18 protein-coding genes, 1 tRNA gene and 1 pseudogene are annotated in these 16420 nt (G+C 62.0%); 16 read left to right on the top strand and 4 right to left on the bottom strand.

Features of this window, described 5'->3' with window-relative positions; all coding sequences use genetic code 11:
* Window positions 1-134: 134 nt before the first annotated feature.
* Together rpoH and E0H22_RS19405 are read right to left on the bottom strand one after the other, a co-directional pair.
* Window positions 135-1034, bottom strand: coding sequence for an RNA polymerase sigma factor RpoH (rpoH, locus tag E0H22_RS19410; protein WP_233022625.1), 900 nt, complete (start codon window positions 1032-1034; stop codon window positions 135-137).
* 213 nt (window positions 1035-1247) lie between these two features.
* Window positions 1248-2258 (bottom strand): RluA family pseudouridine synthase, encoded by a 1011-nt coding sequence (locus E0H22_RS19405; protein ID WP_233022624.1) that lies wholly within the window; start codon window positions 2256-2258, stop codon window positions 1248-1250.
* Window positions 2259-2289: 31 nt separating this feature from the next.
* On the opposite strand from E0H22_RS19405, the gene E0H22_RS19400 reads away from it, so the two are divergent.
* Window positions 2290-2640, top strand: coding sequence for a hypothetical protein (locus E0H22_RS19400; protein ID WP_233022623.1), 351 nt, complete (start codon window positions 2290-2292; stop codon window positions 2638-2640).
* Between the two features lie 29 nt (window positions 2641-2669).
* Here the strand turns inward: E0H22_RS19400 and E0H22_RS19395 are convergent, their stop codons facing one another.
* Complete coding sequence (locus E0H22_RS19395; RefSeq protein WP_233022622.1) at window positions 2670-3530, bottom strand: LysR substrate-binding domain-containing protein; 861 nt, start codon at window positions 3528-3530, stop codon at window positions 2670-2672.
* Window positions 3531-3807: 277 nt separating this feature from the next.
* Here E0H22_RS19395 and E0H22_RS19390 point away from each other — a divergent pair, with 277 nt between their 5' ends.
* From E0H22_RS19390 to E0H22_RS19335, 13 genes and pseudogenes are all read left to right on the top strand, one after another.
* On the top strand, window positions 3808-4722 hold the full coding sequence (locus E0H22_RS19390) for a Bug family tripartite tricarboxylate transporter substrate binding protein (RefSeq protein WP_233022621.1): 915 nt from the start codon (window positions 3808-3810) through the stop codon (window positions 4720-4722).
* Between the two features lie 78 nt (window positions 4723-4800).
* Window positions 4801-6006, top strand: coding sequence for an ABC transporter substrate-binding protein (locus E0H22_RS19385; protein WP_233022620.1), 1206 nt, complete (start codon window positions 4801-4803; stop codon window positions 6004-6006).
* Window positions 6007-6082: 76 nt separating this feature from the next.
* Window positions 6083-7252 (top strand): muconate/chloromuconate family cycloisomerase, encoded by a 1170-nt coding sequence (locus E0H22_RS19380; protein ID WP_233022619.1) that lies wholly within the window; start codon window positions 6083-6085, stop codon window positions 7250-7252.
* A gap of 114 nt (window positions 7253-7366) precedes the next feature.
* On the top strand, window positions 7367-8116 hold the full coding sequence (locus E0H22_RS19375; protein ID WP_233022618.1) for a GntR family transcriptional regulator: 750 nt from the start codon (window positions 7367-7369) through the stop codon (window positions 8114-8116).
* A 181-nt stretch (window positions 8117-8297) separates the two neighbouring features.
* Window positions 8298-8807, top strand: coding sequence for an ureidoglycolate lyase (locus E0H22_RS19370; RefSeq protein ID WP_233022617.1), 510 nt, complete (start codon window positions 8298-8300; stop codon window positions 8805-8807).
* A gap of 12 nt (window positions 8808-8819) precedes the next feature.
* Entirely contained in the window at window positions 8820-9731 is a 912-nt protein-coding gene (locus E0H22_RS19365; RefSeq protein ID WP_233022616.1) for an allantoinase PuuE, read from the top strand.
* 30 nt (window positions 9732-9761) lie between these two features.
* Window positions 9762-10628 (top strand): substrate-binding periplasmic protein, encoded by an 867-nt coding sequence (locus E0H22_RS19360; protein ID WP_233022615.1) that lies wholly within the window; start codon window positions 9762-9764, stop codon window positions 10626-10628.
* A 74-nt stretch (window positions 10629-10702) separates the two neighbouring features.
* Window positions 10703-11374 (top strand): amino acid ABC transporter permease, encoded by a 672-nt coding sequence (locus E0H22_RS19355; RefSeq protein WP_233022614.1) that lies wholly within the window; start codon window positions 10703-10705, stop codon window positions 11372-11374.
* A gap of 9 nt (window positions 11375-11383) precedes the next feature.
* Window positions 11384-12055: an amino acid ABC transporter permease gene (locus tag E0H22_RS19350; RefSeq protein ID WP_233022613.1), complete on the top strand. Its 672-nt coding sequence runs from the start codon at window positions 11384-11386 to the stop codon at window positions 12053-12055.
* 1 nt (window position 12056) lies between these two features.
* On the top strand, window positions 12057-13040 hold the full coding sequence (locus E0H22_RS19345) for an NAD-dependent epimerase/dehydratase family protein (protein WP_233022612.1): 984 nt from the start codon (window positions 12057-12059) through the stop codon (window positions 13038-13040).
* Window positions 13037-13297 (top strand): annotated as a pseudogene (locus E0H22_RS25960) (SDR family NAD(P)-dependent oxidoreductase); the annotation flags it as partial. The gene E0H22_RS19345 and the pseudogene E0H22_RS25960, both read left to right, overlap by 4 nt.
* A gap of 112 nt (window positions 13298-13409) precedes the next feature.
* Entirely contained in the window at window positions 13410-13814 is a 405-nt protein-coding gene (locus E0H22_RS25955; protein ID WP_283818838.1) for an SDR family NAD(P)-dependent oxidoreductase, read from the top strand.
* A gap of 23 nt (window positions 13815-13837) precedes the next feature.
* Window positions 13838-14596 carry an amino acid ABC transporter ATP-binding protein gene (locus tag E0H22_RS19335; RefSeq protein WP_283818837.1) on the top strand — a complete coding sequence of 253 codons (759 nt, stop codon included), beginning with the start codon at window positions 13838-13840 and terminating at the stop codon, window positions 14594-14596.
* A 161-nt stretch (window positions 14597-14757) separates the two neighbouring features.
* On the opposite strand, the gene E0H22_RS19330 is transcribed toward E0H22_RS19335, so the two are convergent.
* Window positions 14758-14832 (bottom strand) — tRNA-Glu (locus E0H22_RS19330).
* 271 nt (window positions 14833-15103) lie between these two features.
* Between E0H22_RS19330 and E0H22_RS19320 the strand changes: the two genes are divergently transcribed.
* Both E0H22_RS19320 and E0H22_RS19315 read left to right on the top strand, forming a co-directional pair.
* Window positions 15104-15352, top strand: coding sequence for a DUF1272 domain-containing protein (locus E0H22_RS19320; protein ID WP_233026428.1), 249 nt, complete (start codon window positions 15104-15106; stop codon window positions 15350-15352).
* Window positions 15353-15474: 122 nt separating this feature from the next.
* Window positions 15475-16413 (top strand): 3-hydroxyacyl-CoA dehydrogenase NAD-binding domain-containing protein, encoded by a 939-nt coding sequence (locus E0H22_RS19315; RefSeq protein WP_233022611.1) that lies wholly within the window; start codon window positions 15475-15477, stop codon window positions 16411-16413.
* Window positions 16414-16420: the final 7 nt, after the last annotated feature.

Here is a 16420-nt window from a genome sequence, read left to right as displayed (position 1 = left end):
AGTCTGCCGTTCTCGCTCGCCCACGTCTTCGGCATGGAAGGTCGGGGCGGCGGAGCAAACGGCTAGGCGTCTCCCAACAAAAAAGCCGGCGTTTCCGCCGGCTTTCGTATTCGTGGTGTCCGCGACCGCGCTTGTCAGTGCGCGGCTTCCAGGGCGGCCGCTTCCTGCTTGGCGATCGTGCCCTTGACCGCGCTCTGCACCTTCTCGAAGGCGCGGACCTCGATCTGACGAACACGCTCGCGCGAGACGCCGAACTCCGAAGCAAGATCTTCCAGCGTCATCGGCTCGTCCGCGAGGCGACGCGCCTCGAAGATGCGCCGTTCGCGCGGGTTGAGCACCTGGATCGCGCCGGTCAGCGCCTGACGGCGATGATCGAGCTCCTCGTGCTCCGCCATGATGGCTTCCTGGTTGGGCGAGTTGTCGACCAGCCAGTCCTGCCATTCGCCGGCTTCGCCGTCGTCACGGATCGGAGCGTTGAGCGACGCGTCGCCGCCAAGGCGGCGGTTCATGTCGATGACGTCCTGTTCCGTCACGCCGAGACGCGTGGCGATAACCTTGACCTGGTCTGGGCGGAGATCGCCTTCGTCCAGGGCGGAAATCTTGCTCTTCGCCTTACGCAGGTTGAAGAACAGCTTCTTCTGGTTCGCGGTCGTGCCCATTTTCACGAGCGACCACGAGCGCAGGATGTACTCTTGAATCGACGCCTTGATCCACCACATGGCGTAGGTGGCCAGACGGAAGCCCTTTTCGGGCTCGAAGCGTTTCACCGCCTGCATCAGGCCGACGTTGCCTTCGGAGACAACCTCGGAAATCGGCAGGCCGTAGCCGCGATAGCCCATGGCGATCTTGGCAACGAGCCGAAGATGGCTGGTCACGAGATGATGTGCCGCGTCGCGATCCTCATGTTCACGCCAACGCTTGGCGTACATGTATTCCTCTTGCGGTTCCAGCATCGGGAACTTGCGGATCTCGGCGAGGTAACGAGACAGACCCGATTCTCCGTTGAGAACCGGCAGTGTAGCTGTGCGGGCCATTGCGATGCCCTCCAGGTGTTCAGGCCCCCGATAGCGGCGGGCCAGGCAGCGGACGCTCTGTTAAAGCCGTCCTGGCTGCGATGTTCCGCGTCTCACTTGACGCAGGTGCAACATACACCCTTTACCAATCGGTATGGAAGTGAATTTTCTGTCACGTTGCCGTGTTGGCAGAATAAGAAATTGAAAAACATACCATTTTTGTATGCATCTGCGTCATTCTGTCAATGCCAGGTGGTTGCGAAGGACGGCCAGATCGCCCGGAAGCTCGGCCGTCCATTCCAGAATCTCGCCGCTGCGGGGGTGCTCCAGCGCCAGCAAGTAAGCATGGAGCGCCTGCCGGTCGAGGGCCTCCAGCGCGGTCTTGCTGAGCGGTCCCAGCGACGAGGCCTTGGTCTTGAAATGCGGGCCATAGACGGCATCGCCCATCAGCGGATGCTGGATATGGGCGAGATGGACGCGGATCTGATGGGTGCGTCCGGTCTCGAGTTGGCATTCGAGCAGGGAAGCAACGGGCCGGCCCATGCGATCGGCGAACTCCTCCAGCACGGTCCAGTGCGTCACCGCCTCGCGGCCGCTCTCGCGCACCGCCATTTTCTCGCGCGCATGGGGATGGCGGTCGATCGGCGCCTCGATGGTGCCGCGCGGCCGGTTCGGCACGCCCCAGGCGAAGGCCTTGTAGCCGCGCCGCATCTCGTTGGTGCGGCCGTGATCGGCGAATTGAGCGGTCAGCGAGGCATGCGCGGCGTCGTTCTTGGCGACGACCATGAGCCCCGTGGTGTCCTTGTCCAGCCGGTGCACGATGCCCGGCCGCCGCACGCCGCCGATGCCCGACAGCGACGCCCCGCAATGGGCGATCAGGGCATTCACCAGCGTGCCGGTCTCGTGGCCGGCGGCGGGATGCACGACCAGGCCCTTGGGCTTGTTGATGACGATGATGTCCTCGTCCTCGAACACGATGTCGAGGGCGATATCCTCGCCTTCCGGCTCGGCAGGTGCGGCAGGAGGGACGTCGATTGTGATCGTATCGCCGGCATTGACGTGATAAGCGGGGTCGCGCACGGCGGCGGCATTCTGGTTGGCGCGGGCGATCGTGACTTGCCCGGCCAGGATCAAGGCTTTCAGCCGCGAGCGCGACAGCGCAGGGGTCCGCACCGCCAGCACGCGATCGAGCCGGTTGGAGCCTTCGTCGCCCTGGACGGTGACGTCTACGCGCTGATCGTTCATTCCGAAAACCTTACTCTTCGACGAGCCTTCAATGACCCAGCCTGCCGCGACAAATACAGACGCGTTGCCCGAACCCACAGCCGAACAGGCCGCGATGATCGCCCGCGTTCGCCGCATGATGCTGATCGCCGGGCTCACCACGGCGCTCGGCGTCGGCGCCTTGCTGGTCGTGATCGGCTACCGCCTTTTCCGCAGCGAGGGAAGCGTCGTGACCACGGCTGCGACAGCGACCCTGCCCAAGGGGGCGAGGATCGTTGCGACCGGCGCCGCCGGAGATCGCATCATGGTCACCCTGGACATCGGTGGTCGCACGGAAATCCGCACTTTCGACGCCAAGACCTTGAAGCCGGCGGGCGTGCTAAGCTTTGCCAGCGAGCCGTAAGCGAAATAAATTTAAGTATTATCAATGGCTTAAATGGATTCGTCTGGTTCGGGTGCAGGATTTCGCATGGACCGGGTCGTTTCGCTGGCGATCTGCATGAAGGCGCGCGCAGCCGCTGTCTGATAGCGATGCGCATCCCACAGAATTGCTCCCGAACGTCGGATCCAGGGCGGTCCGATCGGCAGCATTTCGAGATCGCGCCTGCCTGTCAGGCTGCGGTCGGCCAGGATCGTCGGCAGTCCGCCGGATCTGGCCAGTTCGATCAGAGCCTCGACCGCATCCATCTCGACCCGGATGTCCAGCGTCATCCCCACGGGCAGCGATGCATCGAGGATGCGACGGGTGGCGAAAGTCGTCTTCAAAAGAGCCAGCGGTTGTCCGCGCAAGGATGCGAGCGGGATAGACTGCTGGGCGCACCGGTCGCGCGTTCTTGCGCGCACAAGGACGAGACGCTCTTCGAACAGGCGGCCGACTCCCAGTTCGGGATGTTGTGGCGGATCAAACGCGATCGCCAGATCGAGGTGTCCCGACAAGATCCGTCGTTCGACATCGAATGCATTGCCGACTTCCACGTTGAGCCTGACGCCGGGATATTTCTGGCCGAAGGCGGCGATCATCTTTGGCAGAAAGGCGGTGCTGTATGTGTGGATGATCCCGACGCGGAGGGTTCCCGACATGCCGCCTTCGAGTTCGGCGATCGCGGTCCGGGCCGCTTCCGCCTGCACCATAAGGCGTTGCGCATGCTCACGCAGAGCGTGCCCGGTTTCGGTCAGCTGCATGCCCTGGGGCGTTCGGTTGAAGAGAACCGTTCCCAGGTCCTGCTCCAAAGCCCGGATTTGTTGCGACAGCGTGGGCTGGGCCACGCCGAGGGTGTCCGCAGCCTTCGCCATGCGGCCATGCGCGGCTACGGCCAGAAAGTAATTGAGGCGTCGGGGGTCCATCGCGCGATTATAATTTACGATAGGATCGATAGTTTCAAGTGTGTTGGCCTATCAGGCCGTTCATGGCAACGTCCGGCCCGATCGATCGGGAGCGGCGGCGATGGTCGCTGCTTGAATAACCGCAGGGGGGAAGGCCTAACCCATGATTTCTCGACGCTTTTTTGTATCTGGCGCAGCCTCGGCGGCACTTGCCGGCTCGTGTGTTTTCGCCGGCGCGACAGCGGGGATGGCGCAGGACTTCCCCAACAAGCCGATCCAGCTGATCGTGCCCTTTGCCGCAGGCGGCGCTGCCGACATCATTGGCCGGACCATCGCCGAGAAGCTCGGCCAGCTCTACGGTCAGCAGGTGGTGGTCGATAACCGCGGAGGAGCAGGCTCGAACATCGGCGTCGCCGCGGCGGCAAAGAGCGCGCCGGACGGTTACACACTGGTCCTCGGCTCGATCGCCGTCGCCGTGAATCCGTGGCTCTTCAAATCCATGCCATACGATCCGATGAAGGATCTGACGCCGCTGACGCTCGCGCTGGAGACGCCGAACGTCGTGCTGGTCGCGCCGCAATCGCCGATCAAGAACATCCGTGATCTCATTGCCTTCGCCAAGGAGAAGGCCAAGTCGGGCGGGGCGACTTATGGATCGGCCGGCATCGGTTCGTCCCTGCATCTGGCGGCGGAATTGTTCCGGCAGCAGGCGGGCGTAGAGCTCACCCATGTGCCGTATCGCGGTTCGTCGCCCGCGCTGACCGATCTGATGTCCGGTCGTATCGATCTGATGTTCGACAATGCCTCGACGGCTCTGCCTCAGGTGCAAGGCGGCAGCCTCCGTGCGATCGCGGTGACGACGAAGCAGCGCATCGCGGCCTTGCCGGACGTGCCGACCATCGACGAGTCCGGTGTGCCCGGCTACGAGCTCGGCAACTGGTGGGCCGTTTTCGGTCCAGGTGGAATGCCCCCCGCGCTGGCGGATCGCATAAGTGCGGATCTCCGCAAGGTCCTGGCCGATCCGGATGTCCAGCGCCGCTTTGCAGAAGTGAGTGGCCGCACGATCGCGTCGTCGCGTCAGGAAATGGCGGATCATCTGGCGAAGGAAAACGCCAAATGGAAGCAGATCGTCGACGCTGCCGGCGTTCGTGGCAGCCAATAATGCGATGGCGGCATGATGCCGTCATTCGGGGGAAACGTTGATTGATTCAGCCCGACAACTGGGCTCAAGGAGAAGAATGTGAAGAAAGTCGTTTCCGGTCTTGTCGCCGCCACGCTGGCCATTGCTGCCTCTGCCGCTTCGGCCGAGAGCAGCGGGCCTCTGAAGATCGGCGCAGTTCTCGACATGTCCGGGCTGTTTGCGGACATCACAGGGCCGGGGAGTGAAGCCGCCGCAAAGATGGCGATCGAGGATTTCGGCGGTGAGGTGCTTGGCCGCAAGGTCCAGATCGTCGTCACGGATCATCTCAACAAAGCGGATCTTGCCGCGAATCTGACGCGCGAACTGATCGATAATCAGGGTGTCGAAGCCATCGTCGATGTGGCCGGCTCGGCCACGGCGCTTGCCGCCGCGGAGATGGCCAAGGCACGCAACAAGATCATCATGTTCAATGGTCCAGGCGCCGTTCGCCTGACAAACGAAGCATGTGGTCCCTACATCGTTCACTATACCTACGACACCTACGCGCTCGCCAGCGTGACCGGTCTTGCAACGGTCAAGCGTGGCCTCGACACTTGGTTCTTCCTTACGGCCGATTACGCCTTCGGACAGGAACTGGAGCGCGATACGTCGGGCATCGTCACCAAGGCTGGCGGCAAGGTGGTCGGCAATGTTCGGCATCCGATCAACACGTCGGATTTCTCGTCCTTCCTGCTTCAGGCGCAGAGCTCCAAAGCCAAGGTGATCGGCCTCGCCAATGCCGGCGGCGACACGATCAACGCGATCAAGCAGGCGTCGGAATTCGGGCTGACCCAGTCCGGGCAGAGGCTGTCGCCGTTGCTGGCCTTCATCTCCGATATCGACAGCGTTGGCCTGGAGACGGCACAGGGTCTGCTTCTCGCCGAGGCGTTCTACTGGGATCTGAACGACGAAACGCGCGCCTTCTCCAAGCGGTTCATGGAGCGCACCAAACGCGCGCCGACATCGGCGCAAGCCGGCGTCTATTCCTCGGTGCTGACCTATCTGAATGCGGTCAAGAAGGCCGGCACGACTGAGTCTGCCGCCGTCATGAAGGTGATGAAGGAAACTCCGATCAACGACATGTTCGCGAAGAACGGGCGTATCCGCGAAGACGGTCGCATGATCCACGACATGTATCTCTTCGAAGTGAAGAAGCCGTCGGAGTCAAAGGCGCGCTGGGATGATTACAAGCTGCTGGCGACTGTCAGCGGTGACGACGCATTCCAGCCGTTGTCGGCTTCGCGCTGCCCGCTCATCAAGAAGTAAGCCGTATACGTCGCGGCAAGGCGGATCGCAGGAATCTTCCTGCGGTCCGGCGACCGGACAACAATAGGATGTGCTCATGGACGCGCCAATCGAAGTCCGGGTCGATACCGTCGAAACGATCTTGGTCGATGTCCCGACGATCCGTCCGCATAAGCTGTCGATGCACACGATGAACAGCCAGACCCTGGTTCTGGTCATGATCCGTTGCTCGGACGGCACGATCGGGATCGGCGAAGGGACGACGATCGGTGGCCTCAGCTATGGCGAAGAGAGCCCCGAAGGTATCAAACTTGCCATTGATACATATATCGCGCCGGCGATCGTCGGGGCCGATGCGTCGCGTGTCGCAGCGCTGATGGGGCAAGTGAAGCAACGTGTGAAGGGTAATCGGTTTGCCACCTGCGCCGTGGAAACGGCGTTGCTCGATGCCCTCGGCAAACGTCTCGGCTTGCCTGTCTCCGAACTGCTGGGTGGGCGACAGCACCGGAAACTGGCTGTTGCCTGGACGCTGGCGAGCGGGGATACGACGCGCGACATCGAAGAGGCCGAACGTATGCTCGATGCGCGTCGGCATAATATTTTCAAGCTCAAAATCGGCCTGCGTTCGGTGAAGGACGATGTGGCGCATGTCGCGGCGATCAAGCGATCGCTTGGCGATCGCGCCAGCGTGCGGGTTGACGTGAACCAGGCGTGGAGCGAAGTCGATGCCCGGCATGGGATTCCGGCACTGGAAGCCGCCGGTGTGGATCTGATCGAGCAGCCGCTTTCGCGCGATGACCGCGGCGCTCAAGCACGCCTCAGCGGACGCTTTGCCGTGGCCATCATGGCTGACGAAGCCCTGCATGGTGTCAGGGACGCGTTCGACCTTGCCGCCCGAGGCGCAGCGGACGTGTTTGCGCTGAAGATCAACCAGGCTGGTGGCCTCTATGACGCGGTCAAGATGGCGGCCATCGGCGAAGCTGCCGGTATCGGCCTCTACGGCGGAACGATGCTCGAAGGGGGCGTTGGGACGGCCGCATCGGCACAGGTTTTCTCGGCGCTTCCCAAACTGGCGTGGGGGACCGAATTGTTCGGACCGCTTCTCCTGACGGAGGAAATCCTGGCCACACCGCTACGCTATAGCGACTTCACGCTCGAAGTTCCGACAGCCCCAGGCATCGGTGTCGAGCTCGATATGGACCGCGTCGCCTTCTTTCAGCGCGATGGCTTCGCTCCGCGCAGCAGGGCAGTAGCGTCGGGAGCGTGATATACGTCCGCTCGCCGGGCCAGCGGAACTGCACGTCGATCATCGTCTTCGACAGCAACCATCGACCATGACGTTTCGAGATTGCTGGTTTGACTTCGCCGTGCGTTGAGGGAAGTGTACCCGTTCGTCACTAACCTCTCCTCGATCGCCGAAAGCAATCCCGTGCCCGGTGCCAAAAGAGCAAAAACACCTACCCGCAAGCGGGCGGCACGCCCGAATGGCAATGTAACGGACGCCACCTACGCGCGGCTGCACGACCTGATCGAGTCGCGGCAGCTCAAGCCGGGCGAAGTGATCGAGGAACGCCGGCTTGCGCTTCGGTTGAAGGTCTCGCGCACGCCGTTACGAGCCGGAATTAGCCGATTACTCGGCGAGGGCAAGTTGGAGCAACTGTCCAATGGTGCCGTGGTGGTCCGTACTATCGAAATGGGCGAACTGCTCGAACTCGTTCATCTTCGCATGGTGCTGGAGGGCGAGGCGACGTTCATTTCATCGACGCGTATTGCGCTCGATATCCTTGCGCCCATCAGAGCCAGGCTCGAAGACATCATCGCCGCCTCGACGACTTCGAAGGATATGCACTGGTCCCTTGACGATGAAATTCACGACCAGATCGCCCGGCATTGCGGCAATCGCTCGCTGGAAAAACTAATCGGCGAGGTTCGACAGAAGATCCGCATGTGTAATGTGGAGCGCCACCCCGGCCGGCTGCTTCCTGCCACCCGCGAGCATCTGGCGATCATCGACGCCATCATCGATCGCGACGCCGCAGCTGCCCGTCAGGCGATGATCGTGCATTTGACCAACGTGCGGCAGGGGCTGTTGGAACGGTTCGGCATCTTTCTGCCCGAGCCGCACGCCTAGGCCGCATGACCGGCCTGTCTGAATTTTCTGCAACTGCCTGCAATTCTACCGGATAGCGTCCAAAATTCACGCAGCCGCCGCCGCATCGCGCCTTGACGACGCGAGGCGATCACGCTTGATTGGTATACCATTGGAATATCGTCGCTGTCCCAGCGGCCTACAGAGCAGATGTGCCGCCTGAATGTCGCCCGCCCAGAATGCCTCCAGAGCTATCGAAGCCGAGCCGCTCAGCCCGGCCGCCTTCGCCGCTTTTGGTGATGTCGCCGAGCGGCCGATCGACATGCGTCGGCGCTACCTGCCGACATCGGACGACCGCGCGGCGGACGCCGCGACCTTTTCATTCTGGATCAGCGGCGCGGCCAAGATCGGCAGCCTGCCGCTGCCGATCGTCACGCTGGAGCGACATCCCTATTCCGCCCAGACCTTCGTGCCGCTCGGAAGCAGCGACTATCTGGCGATCGTATGCGGTACCGCTCCCGACGGGCAGCCTGATCTTGCCACCCTGCGCTGTTTCATCGCCGGACCGCATCAGAGCGTCACATTCGCACGCAATGTCTGGCATCACCCTTCGACCGTACTCGGCGAGAAAATGGAATTCGCCGTCGCCATGGGGATGACCGGCAGGAACGACGATGACGTGTTCGTCGATATCGCAGCCGGCATTCATGCCATAATGCCACAGAGTGCATAGGGAGACGCGATCGTGCCGCACGATGATCATCTCGCCCGCGACTTCGTCGGCTACGGCCGCACCCCGCCGCATCCGCAATGGCCAGGCGGAGCTCGGATCGCGCTGAATTTCTGCATCAATTACGAGGAAGGTTCCGAACCATCCTTCGCCGATGGCGACGGATTCACCGAAGCTGCGCTCACCGAAGGCGGGGGCGGCGGCTTCGAGGGGCGCGACCTTGCCGCAGAATCCATGTTCGAATATGGCAGCCGCATCGGCTTTTGGCGCGTGCTGCGCATGCTGTCTGAGCGCAACATGATCGCCACCGTCATGGGCTGCGCGCTGGCGCTGGAGCGCAATGACGAGGCCTGTGCCGCCATTCGCGAGCATGGCTATGACGTCTGCGCCCACGGCTGGCGCTGGGAGCGGCACCCGCTGCTGACGGAGGGGGAGGAACGCGAGCGTATACGCAAGGCCGTCGAGAGTCTCACGCGCACCATCGGCGCGCGTCCGCTCGGTTGGTATTGCCGCTACGGGCCGAGCGTCAATACGCGCCGGCTAGTGGTGGAGGAAGGCGGCTTCCTCTACGATTCCGACGCCTATAACGACGAGCTGCCTTACTGGACCACGGTGCTCGGTAAGCCGCATCTGGTTGTGCCTTACGGCCTCGCCAACAACGATGCCAAGTTCAGCCGCGGCGCCATGGCAACGGCCGACGACTTCTTCGTCTATCTGCGCGACGCCTTCGATCTGCTTTACGCCGAAGGCGCCACTGCGCCAAAGATGATGTCGGTTGGCTTGCATACGCGGATCATCGGTCATCCCGGCCGCGCTGCAGGCCTGCAGCGCTTCCTCGATCATGTCGCCAAGCATGCCGACGTCTGGGTCTGCCGGCGCGGTGATATCGCCCGTCACTGGCAGGCCGCCCATCCGCCCAAGCTCTGACCTCCGCAACATCCGCACAAGGACGCATCCATGACCATCAGACTCACCCATTGGCTGTTCGCGCTGATGCTCTCGACGACCGCGATCGCTGGCGGCATTGCCGACGCGCAGGAGGCCGATCATCCCTCCGACAAACCCATGGTGGTCGCATCGGACTTCGGCGTGGCGCCGTGGATGGTGCGCGGTCCCAACGGGCCTGAAGGTTTTGGCGCGGACCTGATCAACGAGATCGGCAACGACCTTGGCCGTCCGAAAGTCGAGATCGTCGATATCAACTTTTCCGGCCTGTTCGCGGCGCTTTTCGCCAAGCGCGCGGAATTTCTCGTCAACCCGCTGAACCTTACGGCCGAGCGTTCGGAACGCATGCTTTTTACTGAACCGCTGTTCTCTACCGGCAACGGCTTCATCATCCGCGCCGCTGACGAGATGAAGGGGTTTGACGACCTCAAGGGCAAGGCCGTGGCCGTCAATCGTGGCACCATTTCCGACACCTGGGCTACCGCCAATGCGGAGAAATACGGTTTCGAAGTACAACGCTATGACGTCTTTCCGGACACCGTGCAGGCCGTGCTGACACGCCGCGCCTTCACCGCGCTCAACGAAATCCCCACGACGGTCTATGCCGCCAGCCAGAATAAGGCGATCAAGGTCGGCTTCAAGGATTTCAACGGCCGCAACTTCGCCTATGCGTTCCGCCTCGAAGACAGCGAATATCGCAACAAGGTCGAAGAGGTGATCGAATGCATGAAGCTCGATGGACGCCTGCGCAAGCTGCACGAGAAGTGGTACGGCGCCGCGCCCGACGCCGGCTCGGCTATCGACACCGTGTATTTCGGCTATGGCCCTCCCGGCTTCAAGGGCTTCGAGCCGACGTCGCATGTTCCGAAGTGCAAGTAATCCGCTCGCTTTGATGAAATAATTGCCAGAACTGGATCGGCACCGCGCCGATCCGGTTCTCCTTCGGAGACCCGATGGACCGGATCGTCGAATACTACTTCAATGCCCAGGTCATGGCCGCCGCATTCCCCCAGGTGCTGGCAGGCTTCCGCACGACGGTCATCGTCTCGCTGCTGATCATCGCGTTCGGCGTCCTATTCGGCCTGTCGCTGGCGCTCTTGCGTTGTGCGAATCTGCGTCCGATCAATCTCGTGATCACTGCTTATGTGGACGTGCTGCGCACGCTGCCGCAGCTCGTTGTGATCGTCTTCATTTATTTCGGCCTGCCTTATCTCGGTCCGGCGCTGTCGCCCTTCGCGACGACGGTGCTGGCGCTCGGCATGGTGCTGTCGGCCTTCAGCACGGAAATTTTCTGGTCCGCGATCATGGCGCTACCGCGCGGGCAATGGGACGCGGCCGCTGCCCTCGGTTTCAGCCGGCTGCGGACATTGATTACTATTGTCCTGCCGCAGGCCGTCCGTCTCGCCGTGCCGCTGCTGACCAACCGCGCCATCTCAATCAGCAAGGGCACCGCGCTGGGCACTGCCGTCTCGCTACCGGAAACGCTGGGACAGGCGCAGAGTGTCATGGCTGTCGTGGCCAATCCTTCGCCGCTGACGCTGGCTGCCGCCTTCTATCTCACCTTCTTCCTGCCGCTGGTGATTGCCAGCCGGTGGATCGAATATCGCACCAGCACGGGACGGTGAGCTGATCGTATGCAGGATTTTCTCGACAATTTTGCCAATTGGGAATCGCTGCTGCGGGTCTATCCGCTGTTGCTGCAGGGCTTGATCTATACGATCTGGCTGGCGGTGGTGGCGCTCCCGCTCGGCATTCTCGCCGGTCTTGCTATTGCTGTGCTCTACAGCTTCCGGAACAGATGGATCAATATCGGGCTGCTGATCTATATCGACCTGTTCAGGTCATTCCCGGTGGTCGTACTGCTGATCCTGATCTTCTACGGCATGCCGTTTCTCGGCCTGACGCTGGGCGGCTTCACCGCCGCCGTGCTCGCCATCGTGCTCAACAATTCCGGGTATTTCGGCGAGATTTTCCGCGCCGGCATCCTGTCCGTCCCTTCAGGGCAGACCGAAGCTGCCCGTGCGCTCGGCTTCAAGCCGATGCACGTGGTGTTCTACATCGTGCTGCCGCAGGCGATCCGCAACGTGCTGGCGCCGCTGGCCAGCAACTCGCTCGAACTCGTCAAGGCGACGCCGATCGCCGCTCTCGTCGCACTGCCGGAATTGCTGCGCTCCGCGCGCGTGGCACAGGAGCAAACCTATAATCCCACTCCTCTGATGGCGGCGGCCATCATCTTCTTCGTCATCCTGTATCCGTTCGCACGCTGGGTTGCGCGGCTGGAACGGCAAGCATTGAAGGCCCGCTGACATGACCACCTTGATCACCGGCGGGAGCGGCTTCATCGGCCTCGCCATCGCCGAGCGGCTGATTGCCGAGGGGGAGCAGGTTATCCTTTTCGATCTCACGGCTCCGAGCCAGGATATGCTGGCGCGTCCAGAACTCGCCGGCGCCATGTTGATCACCGGCGACGTCCGCAATGCTGACGATATTGATCGCGCCCTCGCCAGCGCCCGCATCGACCGTGTGATTCATACCGCAGCCATGACGCCCAATGCCCAGCGCGAACACGACGCCGCGCGGCAGATCGTCGATGTGAATATCGGAGGTACTGTCAATCTACTCGAGCGCATCATCCGGCAACGCACGGTTACACGGGTCACCGTGCTCAGCTCGGTGGCCGTCTATGGATTCTCTCAGCCGGCGCCTTCGGGCCTGTTCGAGGAAGATCTGTCGCCGCCTGCGCCGGCTGCGCTTTACGGAATCACTAAACTCGCATCGGAACAGGCGGCGTTGCGTGTTGCCGATCTGCACAAGCTCGATGTTCGCGTGATCCGCCTCGGCCCGGTCTTCGGTCCGTGGGAGCTTCGCACCGGCGTGCGCGATGCGCTTAGCCCGCATCACCAGATCGTGGCGCTCGCCCGCGTAGGCCGCGAGATCGTGCTGCCTCGCACCATGGCCAGCGACTGGATCTACTCGCGCGACGCCGCCTGCGGGATCGTCGCCGTCAGCCAGTCCGGTGATCTCGCCCATCGCATCTATCACGTGAGCGGCGGGGGCATTACCGATCTGCCGCAGTGGTGCGCCGTCATGGCGCAGCACTTTCCCGATCTCCGCTGGCGGTTGGCCGCATCGGAGGCCGGGGGCAACATCGTGTACGGACTTTCAAAGGATCGGGCGGCCCTGAACGTCGCCCGTCTCGCAGCAGACACAGCCTGGCAGCCGCGCTTTGGCCTAGATCAAGCGGCGCACGACTATCTTGCCTGGATGCATAACGACGGGGCTGCGGCATGAGCGGACGTCTCGCTGGAAAATCGATCCTGATTACGGGCGCATCGTCGGGTATCGGCCGCGCCATCGCCCGGCGCTTCGCCGTCGAGGGGGCAAAACTGCTGCTCGCCGATCAAACCATTGATGTGCGCGAGGGTGGCATTCCGACCATCGAGCTATTGCGCGGCGAAGGCCATGAGGTCGATTTCATCCAGATTGATGTCGCCTCCGAGGCGGATGCAGCACATGCCGTGGCACAGGCCGTCAGTCGGTTCGGCCGGCTCGATGTGCTCGTCAACGACGCCGCTATCGGTACTGGCAAACGGCTGACCGATACCCAGCCTTGCCGAATGGGACCGGACGCTCGCGGTCAATCTCACCGGCGTATTCCTGATGTCCCGCGCCGCCGTGCGGCAGATGCTAACCCAGGACATCCGCAACGAAGCGCGCGGGCGCATCGTGAATATTTCCTCCCAGCACGGAATGATCGCCTGCCCGGAGGACGTTGCCTACGGCACTTCGAAGTCCGGCGTGGTCTACATGACCCGGCAGATCGCAGCGGATTATGCTGCGGATCATATCATCTGCAACGCAGTTGCGCCCGGCAAGATCATCACCGGCAAGCCCGGCCGCGCCGCGGAGCCGCGTTGGATGGACTATTCGACAGCCCGCACGCCGATGCCGCGGCTAGGGCGTCCGGACGATGTCGCCAACGCCGCGCTATTCCTCGCTTCAGACGAGGCAACGTTCATCACCGGCGAGAACATTCTCGTCGATGGCGGGTGGATGGCGTCATGACCGGTGGATTGGAGAACAGCACAATGCAGTCACCCACGGATTCCGCTGCACCGATCATCCAGATGTCTGGTGTCACCAAATGGTATGGTGACGTCCAGGTGCTCAAGGAAATCAACTTCACGGTGGCGCGCGGCGAACGCGTGGTTATCTGCGGTCCTTCGGGCTCCGGAAAATCCACCATGATCCGCTGCATCAACCGGCTGGAAGAACATCGCAACGGCCGCATCATCGTCAACGGCGTCGAACTCGATCACTCGACCCGCAATGTCGATACGGTGCGCCGCGATGTCGGTATGGTGTTCCAGCAGTTCAATCTGTTTCCGCACCTGACGGTCTTGCAGAATCTCACCATCGCGCCCCGAAAAATCCGCGGTATCGCAAAACAGGAGGCCGAGGAGACGGCACGCTATTTCCTGCAACGTGTGCGCATCTCGGAACACGCCGACAAATATCCGAACCAGCTTTCCGGTGGTCAGCAGCAGCGCGTCGCCATCGCGCGGGCACTATGCATGAAGCCGCAGGTCATGCTGTTCGATGAGCCCACCTCGGCACTCGATCCTGAAATGATCCAGGAAGTCCTCGACGTCATGGTTGATTTGGCCCGCGAAGGAATGACCATGGTCTGCGTCACCCACGAGATGGGCTTCGCTCGTTCGGTCGCCGACCGTGTCGTTTTCATTGATGTCGGGCAGATCCTCGAAGAAGGAACACCAGATGCGTTTTTCTCGAATCCGAAGCGGGATCGCACGCGCGCATTTCTCAAACAGATCATGCATCGTTGATGGGGTATTAGGGAGTGCGTGAAATGCAATCAAAGATTGTAAGAAGCGCCAGGATCAAGGGCGCCTGTGTCTAAGCGGGAACATGTTTGAAGCGCTCACCGCCGCCCGCGGAACGCTTATCCGGCGGCTTTGATCGAATTCAGCTAAGTTTTTGATTTTGCTGGCGCTCCCTAGGGGAATCGAACCCCTGTTTCAGCCTTGAGAGGGCCGCGTCCTAACCGCTAGACGAAGGGAGCGTAGACCTGTGCAATTAGCCGGGAATGATCCCGGCTGCAAGTGGTCTCGCGTGTGTTTGAGTGCATCTCTGAGCTATATGTCCTCTGTATGCGCGCGACAGGCATGGTGGTAGGCGTGAGCATCGAGGAAATCGAGGAAGGGCTTGCTGAACGCCATGGCCTATTGCGGCATTCCCGCCCGCCTTGATGTGTTCAAGGCCGCGAACGAAGTGCTCAAGGAAACGGGCAGGGTTCGTAACGCGTTTTGTCTGCCATTACGGAGGAAGTCATGGTGCTTGCGATTAGACCGAATTGCGAATGCTGCGATCGCGATCTTCCCAATGGCGATCCGCAGGCGCGAATCTGCACCTTCGAGTGTACATTTTGCGCCGATTGTGCGGATATGCGGCTTGGCGGTTGCTGCCCGAATTGTGGCGGCGATCTCGTGCTGCGGCCGACGCGACCAGCCGGGAAGCTGGCACGCTTTCCGGTCTCGACAGAACGTATAACCAAGCTGCATGCGGCCTGCGTCGACAACTAATCCAGTGCCGGTAGCGCTGACCCGTATGGTATGGCCAAGGCGGCGCTGAATGCAATTGCCCGTCGCGCAATGAGTTGCCAAACTGCGGAGCAGGGAAACGCTCACGCAGAGATCAAGCACACATGCCGTTGATTGCACCGGATGCCGTTCGTCGCATTGCAGTGGTTGGGTCGGGCACCATTGGCGCCAGCTGGGCCGCGCTGTTCCTGGCTCATGGCTACGATGTCACGATCTACGATCCGCAGCCGTCCGCCGAAGCGGCGACGCGCGATCTGATCGCCGATGCCTGGCGAGGCCTGGCCGCGCTCGGCGTTATCGGCGACACGGCCCCGAAGCCATGGCGCTTCTCCACCGATCTGGCAGAGGCCGTGCGCGATGCGGACTTCGTGCAGGAGAGCGGGCCCGAGCGCGCCGAGATCAAGCGGCAGCTTTATGCTGACCTCGAAGCGAGGCTGAACCCGGATGTCATCGTGGCGTCGAGTACGTCCGGCCTCGTCATGAGTGAATTGCAGGAAGGGCTCAGGTCGCCCGAGCGCTTTGCCGTCGGTCATCCCTTCAATCCGCCGCATCTCGTGCCGCTGGTGGAGGTCGTCGGTGGCAGGAAGACGTCGTCGGACGTGCTGGTCTGGCTCGAGGCTTTCTATCGTTGCGCCGGCAAGGCGCCGATCCGGCTTAACAAGGAGGTGCCCGGTCATCTCGCCAATCGCCTTCAGGCCGCGCTGTGGCGCGAAGCCGTGCACGCGGTAGCGAGCGGCATTGCAAGTGTCGAGGATGTCGATACGGCGATCGTGCAAGGACCGGGGCTACGCTGGGCGATCATGGGACCACATATGATCTTCAATCTCGCCGGCGGCGAGGGTGGCATGAAACATTTTCTCGATCACATTGGCCCGGCGATGGAAGACTGGTGGCGCGATCTCGGTACGCCGCAGCTCGGGCCTGAAGTCAACGCGGCGTTGATTGACGGCGTGAAGCAGGAGGCGGCCGGCCGCTCGCGGACCGATCTCGTCAAGCAGCGCGATGCCGCGCTGATAGCGCTCATCAAGCAGAAGAATGGATGAGGACACG

The organism is Rhodopseudomonas boonkerdii, assembly GCF_021184025.1.
Lineage (GTDB): Bacteria > Pseudomonadota > Alphaproteobacteria > Rhizobiales > Xanthobacteraceae > Tardiphaga > Tardiphaga boonkerdii.
The sequence above is the reverse complement of the archived record's forward strand: the minus strand, read 5'-3'. Positions and strand labels throughout refer to the sequence as shown.

Bases quoted from the DNA above. Each gene is read 5' to 3' on its own strand.
- E0H22_RS19400 (WP_233022623.1), top strand. From the start codon at position 2,290: ATGACCCAGCCTGCCGCGACAAATACAGACGCGTTGCCCGAACCCACA.
- E0H22_RS19390 (WP_233022621.1), top strand. From the start codon at position 3,808: ATGGCGCAGGACTTCCCCAACAAGCCGATCCAGCTGATCGTGCCCTTT.
- E0H22_RS19345 (WP_233022612.1), top strand. From the start codon at position 12,057: ATGACCACCTTGATCACCGGCGGGAGCGGCTTCATCGGCCTCGCCATC.
- rpoH (WP_233022625.1), bottom strand. From the start codon at position 1,034: ATGGCCCGCACAGCTACACTGCCGGTTCTCAACGGAGAATCGGGTCTG.
- E0H22_RS19370 (WP_233022617.1), top strand. From the start codon at position 8,298: ATGTCGCCCGCCCAGAATGCCTCCAGAGCTATCGAAGCCGAGCCGCTC.
- E0H22_RS19355 (WP_233022614.1), top strand. From the start codon at position 10,703: ATGGACCGGATCGTCGAATACTACTTCAATGCCCAGGTCATGGCCGCC.
- E0H22_RS19315 (WP_233022611.1), top strand. From the start codon at position 15,475: ATGCCGTTGATTGCACCGGATGCCGTTCGTCGCATTGCAGTGGTTGGG.
- E0H22_RS25955 (WP_283818838.1), top strand. From the start codon at position 13,410: ATGTCCCGCGCCGCCGTGCGGCAGATGCTAACCCAGGACATCCGCAAC.
- E0H22_RS19380 (WP_233022619.1), top strand. From the start codon at position 6,083: ATGGACGCGCCAATCGAAGTCCGGGTCGATACCGTCGAAACGATCTTG.
- E0H22_RS19395 (WP_233022622.1), bottom strand. From the start codon at position 3,530: ATGGCGAAGGCTGCGGACACCCTCGGCGTGGCCCAGCCCACGCTGTCG.
- E0H22_RS19405 (WP_233022624.1), bottom strand. From the start codon at position 2,258: ATGAACGATCAGCGCGTAGACGTCACCGTCCAGGGCGACGAAGGCTCC.
- E0H22_RS19350 (WP_233022613.1), top strand. From the start codon at position 11,384: ATGCAGGATTTTCTCGACAATTTTGCCAATTGGGAATCGCTGCTGCGG.
- E0H22_RS19335 (WP_283818837.1), top strand. From the start codon at position 13,838: ATGCAGTCACCCACGGATTCCGCTGCACCGATCATCCAGATGTCTGGT.
- E0H22_RS19360 (WP_233022615.1), top strand. From the start codon at position 9,762: ATGACCATCAGACTCACCCATTGGCTGTTCGCGCTGATGCTCTCGACG.